At 72.4% G+C, this 7,048-nt stretch carries 9 protein-coding genes and 1 pseudogene; 5 read left to right on the forward strand and 5 right to left on the reverse strand.

Going from position 1 to position 7,048, the window contains the following annotated elements; genetic code table 11:
* Nucleotides 1-483 (reverse strand): helix-turn-helix transcriptional regulator (locus H5J33_RS18105; protein ID WP_181795979.1); only part of this gene is annotated, 483 nt, incomplete at its 3' end.
* A 43-nt stretch (nucleotides 484-526) separates the two neighbouring features.
* Complete coding sequence (locus H5J33_RS18110; protein ID WP_181795980.1) at nucleotides 527-1,162, reverse strand: TetR/AcrR family transcriptional regulator; 636 nt, start codon at nucleotides 1,160-1,162, stop codon at nucleotides 527-529.
* 105 nt (nucleotides 1,163-1,267) lie between these two features.
* On the opposite strand from H5J33_RS18110, the gene H5J33_RS18115 reads away from it, so the two are divergent.
* The 3 genes from H5J33_RS18115 to H5J33_RS18125 all read left to right on the forward strand — a co-directional run bounded on the left by H5J33_RS18115 (nucleotide 1,268) and on the right by H5J33_RS18125 (nucleotide 3,462).
* Nucleotides 1,268-2,419: an acyl-CoA dehydrogenase family protein gene (locus H5J33_RS18115; protein WP_181795987.1), complete on the forward strand. Its 1,152-nt coding sequence runs from the start codon at nucleotides 1,268-1,270 to the stop codon at nucleotides 2,417-2,419.
* A gap of 58 nt (nucleotides 2,420-2,477) precedes the next feature.
* Nucleotides 2,478-2,765: a YiaA/YiaB family inner membrane protein gene (locus H5J33_RS18120; RefSeq protein ID WP_181795981.1), complete on the forward strand. Its 288-nt coding sequence runs from the start codon at nucleotides 2,478-2,480 to the stop codon at nucleotides 2,763-2,765.
* Between the two features lie 73 nt (nucleotides 2,766-2,838).
* Nucleotides 2,839-3,462, forward strand: a complete 624-nt coding sequence (locus tag H5J33_RS18125) for a TetR/AcrR family transcriptional regulator (RefSeq protein ID WP_181795982.1) — start codon at nucleotides 2,839-2,841, stop codon at nucleotides 3,460-3,462.
* Nucleotides 3,463-3,505: 43 nt separating this feature from the next.
* Here the strand turns inward: H5J33_RS18125 and H5J33_RS18130 are convergent, their stop codons facing one another.
* A complete protein-coding gene (locus tag H5J33_RS18130) occupies nucleotides 3,506-3,967 on the reverse strand; it encodes a MaoC family dehydratase (protein WP_181795983.1) in 462 nt (153 codons plus the stop codon).
* Between the two features lie 113 nt (nucleotides 3,968-4,080).
* Here H5J33_RS18130 and soxR point away from each other — a divergent pair, with 113 nt between their 5' ends.
* Nucleotides 4,081-4,539 (forward strand): redox-sensitive transcriptional activator SoxR, encoded by a 459-nt coding sequence (gene soxR / locus H5J33_RS18135; protein WP_181795984.1) that lies wholly within the window; start codon nucleotides 4,081-4,083, stop codon nucleotides 4,537-4,539.
* A gap of 154 nt (nucleotides 4,540-4,693) precedes the next feature.
* Here soxR and H5J33_RS18140 read toward each other — a convergent pair.
* Nucleotides 4,694-5,041 (reverse strand): annotated as a pseudogene (locus H5J33_RS18140) (3-keto-5-aminohexanoate cleavage protein); the annotation flags it as partial.
* 108 nt (nucleotides 5,042-5,149) lie between these two features.
* The gene (locus tag H5J33_RS18145) at nucleotides 5,150-5,752 is read right to left on the reverse strand and encodes a hypothetical protein (protein WP_181795985.1); all 603 of its coding nucleotides are present in this window, start codon (nucleotides 5,750-5,752) and stop codon (nucleotides 5,150-5,152) included.
* 208 nt (nucleotides 5,753-5,960) lie between these two features.
* Here H5J33_RS18145 and H5J33_RS18150 point away from each other — a divergent pair.
* Nucleotides 5,961-7,048, forward strand: a 1,088-nt coding sequence (locus H5J33_RS18150; protein WP_181795986.1) for a penicillin acylase family protein, incomplete at its 3' end; no start/stop codon positions are given.

Below are 7,048 nucleotides of genomic sequence, written 5' to 3' on the forward strand. Positions count from 1 at the left end.
CGCGGCGAACCACTCCACCCCCGCGTCGGTCAGCGCGAACCCGGTGTCCTGCCGCAGCAGCCCCCGCTCGGTGAGCGCGTCGGTGACCGTGATGCCCAGCCGCCCGGCGAGATGGTCGTAACAGGTGCGCCCGCGGGCCATGGCGGCCCCGGCGCTCGCCTCGCGCAGCCCCCGGGGCGGCCGCACCGCCTCGGCCGGGGACACCTGCGCGGCGAGGTCCTCCACCAGCTGTGCCACCCGCGCGCCGGCCAGCCGTACGTACCGGTGCCGCCCCTGCCGCTCCTGGGCGAGCAGCCCGCCGGCCACCAGCCGGTCCAGGTGCTCGCTCAGCGTGGAGGGGGCCACCCCGGCGTGCCGGGCCAGCTCACCGGCCGTCCACGCCCGCCCGTCCAGCAGTGCCAGCAGGCACGCGGCCCGCGTCCGGTCGGCGATCAGCCCGGCCAGCGCGGCGAGGCCGGCGGCCCGGGGGTCCTCGGTGTTCATGTCCCCAGCATGGGACACCGGTGTTTCGGCGGTCGCCGAAGCGTCACGCCCGTACCCGCTCGTACTGCTGCGCCAGCCCGTCCAGCAGCGCGCCGAGCCCCGTCTCGAAGGCCCGCTCGTCGATCTTCTCCTGCTGCTCGGCGAGCAGATGGGCCTGTCCGAGGTGGGGGTAGTCGGACGGGTCGTAGGCGCTCGCGTCGTCCACGAAGCCGCCGGCGAACGACCCGAGCGCCGAGCCCATGATGAAGTACCGCATCAGCGCCCCGATGGAGGTCGCCTGGGCCGGCGGCCAGCCCGCGTCGACCATCGCGCCGTAGACCGCGTCGGCCAGCCGCAGCGCGGCCGGGCGGCGGCCGGGGCCCCGGGCGAGGACCGGGACGATGTTCGGGTGGTCGCGCAGGGCGGCCCGGTAGGAGACGGCCCAGTCGTGCAGCGCGGTCCGCCAGTCCCGGCCGTCGTCGAACATCGAGAGGTCGACCTGCGCGCTCACCGAGTCCGCGACCGCCTCCAGGATCTCGTCCTTGGTGCGGAAGTGGTTGTAGAGCGAGGGCCCGCTCACCCCCAGCTCGGCGGCCAGACGCCGGGTGGAGACGGCCGCCAGGCCCTCCCGGTCCACGAGGTCCCGGGCCGTTTCGACGATCCGGTCGGGGCTGAGGAGGGGCTTGCGCGGTCGGGCCATGGCGCACATAGTAGGGCTGAGAGTCGGAAACTAGCAGTGCTAATTTAAATGTACGGCTTTCAAGGGCCGTCGACGGACGCGTTCGGTGTGTGGGGTGATCTCGTGGTGAACCTGGGGCTCGGCGAGGAGCAGGCGGCCGTACGGCAGCTCGCCCGGGACTTCGTGGAGCGCGAGATCGCCCCGCACGTGGTCGCCTGGGACCGCGCCGAGGAGGTGGACCGGGGCATCGTCAAGAAGCTCGGCGACGTCGGCTTCCTGGGTCTGACCATCGACGAGGAGTACGGCGGCTCGGGCGGCGACCACCTCGCGTACTGCCTGGTCACCGAGGAGCTGGGCCGCGGCGACTCCTCCGTGCGCGGCATCGTGTCCGTCTCCCTCGGGCTGGTCGCCAAGACCGTCGCCGCCTGGGGCAGCGAGGAGCAGAAGCGGCGCTGGCTGCCCGGGCTCACCGCCGGCGAGTACGTCGGCTGCTTCGGCCTCACCGAGCCCGGCACCGGCTCCGACGCGGGCAGCCTCACCACCCGGGCGGTGCGCGACGGCGACGACTACGTGGTGAACGGCACCAAGATGTTCATCACCAACGGCACCTGGGCGGACGTCGTCCTGCTCTTCGCGCGCTCCACCGACGCCCCCGGCCACAAGGGCGTGTCCGCCTTCCTGATCCCCACCGACACGCCCGGCCTGACCCGCCGCACCCTCCACGGCAAGCTGGGCCTGCGCGGCCAGGCCACCGCCGAACTGGTCCTCCAGGACGTCCGGGTGCCCGCCTCCGCCATGGTCGGCGCCGAGGGCAAGGGCTTCAACGTCGCCATGTCCGCGCTCGCCAAGGGCCGGATGTCGGTGGCCGCCGGCTGTGTCGGGATAGCCCAGGCCGCACTGGACGCGGCCGTGGCGTACGCGGGGGAGCGCGAGCAGTTCGGCACCCCCATCGCCCACCACCAGCTGGTGCAGGAACTGCTCAGCGACATCGCCGTGGACGTCGACGCGGCCCGGCTGCTGACCTGGCGGGTCGCCGATCTGATCGACCGCGGCGAGCCGTTCGCCGTGGAGTCCTCCAAGGCCAAGCTGTTCGCCTCCGAGGCCGCCGTCCGCGCCGCCAACAACGCCCTCCAGGTCTTCGGCGGCTACGGCTACATCGACGAGTACCCGGTCGGCAAACTCCTGCGCGACGCCCGTGTGATGACGCTCTACGAGGGCACCAGCCAGATCCAGAAGCTGCTCATCGGACGCGCCCTGACCGGGGTGTCGGCGTTCTGAGTACCGCCTGAGTATTCCGGCGGATGTGCCGCGGGGCGCGTCCGCCGATGCTGGGGCGATGAGCGACACACCGGTCCGACAGCAGAGCACGACCGCCTTCTACGGCCAGGCCGTGGCCTCCTTCTCGGTCGCCATGGCGGCCACCGGCATCGGCATCCTCCGGCTGGACGCGAGCGCCTGGGTCCGCGGCTTCCTGGCGATCGCCGTGCTGTACCTCGTCACCTCCGCCTTCACCCTCGCCAAGGTGATCCGCGACCGGCAGGAGGCCGGGCAGCTCGTCAGCCGGGTCGACCAGGCCCGGCTGGAGAAGCTGCTCGCCGAGCACGACCCCTTCGACAAGGTCTGAGCGGCCACGCTAAGCGCCCGCTCACCGTCGGCGGTATGGTGGTGCTCCTGTCACCGAGAGGGGCGAACGAGCGATGAGTACGGCGGAGGAGACGACCGGCGGCGAAGTGGAGCCGTGGGAAGAGGTCACCCCGGACGCGGCCCGGCGGCTGCTCGTCGCCGCCGTGGAGGCCTTCGCCGAGCGCGGCTACCACGCCACGACGACCCGGGACATCGCGGGCCGCGCCGGCATGAGCCCGGCCGCGCTGTACATCCACTACAAGACCAAGGAAGAGCTGCTCCACCGGATCAGCCGGATCGGCCACGACAAGGCCCTGGAGATCCTGCGCACCGCGGCCCGCCGCGAGGGCACGGCCAAGGAGCGGCTGGCCGACGCGGTCAGCTCCTTCGTCCGCTGGCACGCGGGGCGGCGCACCACCGCGCGGGTCGTGCAGTACGAGCTGGACGCCCTCGGTCCCGACGCCCGCGCGGAGATCGTCGCGCTGCGCCGCCAGGTGGACGCCGAGGTGCGCCGGATCATCGAGGACGGCGTGGCCGCCGGCGAGTTCGACGTCCTGGACGTACGGGGCACCACGCTCGCCGTGCTGTCGCTGTGCATCGACGTGGCCCGCTGGTTCAACGTGGACGGCCCGCGCACCCCCGAGGAGGTCGGCGCGCTCTACGCCGACCTCGTCCTGCGGATGGTCGGGGCCCGCTAGGCCCCACGGGCTCCGGGGGCCACAGGTGGTACCGGCCCCGGGGCTACAGGTAGTACCGGGACACCGACTCCGCGACACACACCGGCTTGTCGCCGCCCTCGCGCTCCACGGTGAACGAGACCGTCACCTGCACACCGCCGGTGACGTCCTCGACACCGGTGATCGTCCCGGTGGCGCGCAGCCGGGAGCCGACCGGGACGGGGGAGGGGAAGCGGACCTTGTTCGTGCCGTAGTTGACGCCCATCTTCACGCCCTCGACCCGGATGAGCCGCGGCCCGAACAGGGGCAGCAGCGACAGGGTGAGATAGCCGTGCGCGATGGTGGTCTTGAACGGCCCGGCGGCGGCCTTCTCCGGGTCCACGTGGATCCACTGGTGGTCGCCGGTCGCCTCGGCGAACAGGTCGATCCGCTTCTGGTCGATCTCCAGCCAGTCGGTGTACCCCAGCTGCTCGCCCACGGCCGCCCTCAGCTCGTCGGGGGAGGTGAAGGTCCTCGGTTCTGCCATGTTCCCGGCCTCTCGCTCGCATCTCTAAGCAACTGCTTAGCATGGTCGGGTGGCGGGGCGATGTCAACGGACGCGGGGCCGGTCGGGCCAGGGGTCTCTGTAGTCTCTGAGGGGTGCCCCAGATTCCCGAGAAGATCCACGAGCTGACCGTCGGCCAGTTGTCCGCGCGCAGCGGAGCGGCGGTGTCCGCCCTGCACTTCTACGAGTCCAAAGGCCTGATCTCCAGCCGGCGCACCTCCGGCAACCAGCGCCGGTACAGCCGTGACACCCTGCGCCGGGTCGCCTTCATCCGCGCGGCCCAGCGGGTCGGCATCCCCCTGGCCACGATCCGCGAGGCCCTGGGGGAACTGCCGGAGGGGCGCACGCCGACCAGGGAGGACTGGGCGCGGCTGTCGGAGCTGTGGCGCTCGGAACTGGAGGAGCGCATCCAGCAGCTGAACCGGCTGCGCGACCAGCTCACCGACTGCATCGGGTGCGGCTGCCTGTCCCTGAAGACCTGCGCCCTGTCCAACCCGGACGACATCTTCGGCGACCGCCTGACGGGCTCCCGGCTGATGGCCGAGCGCCGCTGACACAGCCGCGCGGCGCCCGGCGGCGACACGGGCTCCGCTGCTCCGCGCACTCCGCCGGAGGGGACGTACGCCGTCATCCTCCTCGGGGCCGGGCGCGGGCTCGTTCGGCTGTCGCCTCCGCCACCAGCCGGGCGTCGGACCCGTTTGGCGGTTCCGCCGCGACCTCCTCGGCGCCGGTCTCATGCCGGTCGACCGAGGCGAAGTCGGGCAGCACCGTCCAGGAACGCACCCGGTCGAGCCGCGCCGCCGGGCCGGGCTCCGTCCAGGCACCGGTGGTCACACCGACCGGTACCGCCACCCGCGCCCGTATCGCCTCCAGCGCCGGGCCGGCCACGCGCGGGGAGAGGCTCTCGCGCCCGCACGGCGTCCGGGGATGGAGGTGCACCGAGGTGGCACCGGCCGCCACCGCCTCGGCGGCGCAGCGGGCCAGGTCCTCGGGGGACATCGGGACGCCCACGCTGTCGGCGGCCGAGCGGCTTCCGCTGAGACACACCTGCACCATGCCTCGATGGTGCCCGCCACCGGCGACACCTCCCGCCTCCCGGCGGGTCTCCCGTGGGAGGGGTGCGGCATCCCCTGCGCACCCCCGCGTCTCGCCGACGGCCGGTGGTCAGGCCGGTGTCAGCTGGCGGTTCCGCCCCGCGTGCCGGAGGGCCAGGGGGCTGAGCACGGGACGCGGGACCAGGATGCCGCAGTCCGTGCAGACCGGGCCGGACGACGGTTCGTGGTCCAGGCCGTACTTCCACACCAGGCGCTCGCCGCCGCACACCGGGCACGACGTGCCCGGCTCCCGTTCCAGCGCGGCGATCAGCCGGCGCAGCACCTCCGCCAGCGGCGCCCGGGGGTGCACCTGCGGATCGTCGCACCAGGCGACCCCGAAACCGCCCCAGGTCAGCCGGTGCCAGTCGTCCACGCTGCCCGGCCGGCGCAGTCCGTCGTGTTTCTCCCGCTTGCGCCGCTCGGTGAAGTCCGTCTCGTAGGCGAGCCAGACGTCACGCGCCTCCTCCAGCTCCTCCAGCGCGGCCACCAGCCGCGCCGGATCGGGCGAGCGGTCCTCGGGGCCGAACCCCGCCCGGGAGCACAGATGGTCCCAGGTCGCCCTGTGCCCGTAAGGGGCGAACTTCTCAAGGCACTTGCGCAGCGAGTACCGCCGCAGTGCCAGATCGCAGTCCGGGTCGCGTACCTGTCTCGCCAGACTCCGGAAACCGGCCATCGCCCTGCACCTCCGTCACACCTGTACCTGCACTGCGGTCACTTCGGCGTCGTCGCACGGACATCGCCGAATAGACGTATCGACAGGCGATTCGGCTCCATCTCTTCTCCGGTTCTCCTTGCGGACTCCAGAAAGTGACGCATGTTCACCTTTAAACGTGGGGATAACCGGCGGTAACGTTCGGCCACCCCAGTCGCTAGGAGCCGCCATGCCACGGCGAACCCCACGCACCGCCCCTGACAGACTGAGAACGTCCCGCCGACTCCCCGGGTTCCTGAAGACGGCGTCCGTATGCCTCCTCGTCGCCGGTCTCCTCACACCCCTCACACGGACCGCGGTCGCGGCGACGGACGCGACGGCGCCCAACGACTACTGCGGCGGCCGGTGTTCGGACATCCTGCCGCCCGGCGAGAACGGCACCGCCACCCTCGCGCAGATACTGCTCAACCAGGCCTTCGGCACCCAGCCCGCGCACGCCGAGGACCAGCTCGGCCCGTACGCGAACCTGGCCACCGGCTACAAGACGCTGACCGACGCCACCGTCAACACCTTCTTCAACGACGCCTCCTTCGGCGTCCCCGCCGACCAGGTCGCCTCCACCGAGAAGCCGGCCGGCCGCACGGACGTGACCATCGTCCGCGACAAGAAGACCGGCGTGCCGCACATCACGGGCACCACCCGCTACGGCACCGAGTTCGGCGCCGGGTACGCGGCGGCCCAGGACCGGCTCTGGCTGATGGACGTCTTCCGGCACGTCGGACGCGGGCAGCTCACCGGCTTCGCGGGCGGCGCGCCCGCCAACCAGGGCCTGGAGCAGCAGTTCTACCGCAACGCGCCCTACACCGAGGCCGACCTCCAGGCGCAGATCGACAACGCGGTCGCGCACAACGGCGCCCGCGGCCGGCAGGCCCTCGACGACGTCAAGGCCTACCTCGACGGCATCAACGCCTACATCGACGCCTCCGACAGCGGCCGTTACTTCCCCGGCGAGTACGTCCTGACCGGCCACAAGGACTCGATCACCAACGCCGGCACCATAGACCACTTCAAGGTCACCGACATGGTGGCGCTGGCCTCCGTCATCGGCTCCCTGTTCGGCTCCGGCGGTGGTGGGGAGGTCGACAACGCGCTCTCCCTGCTGGCCGCCCAGGACAGGTACGGCGTGGAGGAGGGCACGAAGGTCTGGGAGTCCTTCCGCGAGCGCAACGACCCCGAGGCCGTCCTCACCGTGCACGACGGCGGGAGCTTCCCCTACGGCGCCCGGCCCGCCGACCCCCGGGGCGCGGCCCTGCCCGA

It is taken from the genome of Streptomyces sp. WELS2 (genome assembly GCF_013870595.1).
GTDB lineage: Bacteria > Actinomycetota > Actinomycetes > Streptomycetales > Streptomycetaceae > Streptomyces.

Excerpts from the sequence above, each read along its gene's own strand:
- H5J33_RS18110 (WP_181795980.1), bottom strand. The coding sequence starts at position 1,162 with ATGGCCCGACCGCGCAAGCCCCTCCTCAGCCCCGACCGGATCGTCGAA.
- H5J33_RS18120 (WP_181795981.1), top strand. The coding sequence starts at position 2,478 with ATGAGCGACACACCGGTCCGACAGCAGAGCACGACCGCCTTCTACGGC.
- H5J33_RS18125 (WP_181795982.1), top strand. The coding sequence starts at position 2,839 with ATGAGTACGGCGGAGGAGACGACCGGCGGCGAAGTGGAGCCGTGGGAA.
- H5J33_RS18130 (WP_181795983.1), bottom strand. The coding sequence starts at position 3,967 with ATGGCAGAACCGAGGACCTTCACCTCCCCCGACGAGCTGAGGGCGGCC.
- H5J33_RS18145 (WP_181795985.1), bottom strand. The coding sequence starts at position 5,752 with ATGGCCGGTTTCCGGAGTCTGGCGAGACAGGTACGCGACCCGGACTGC.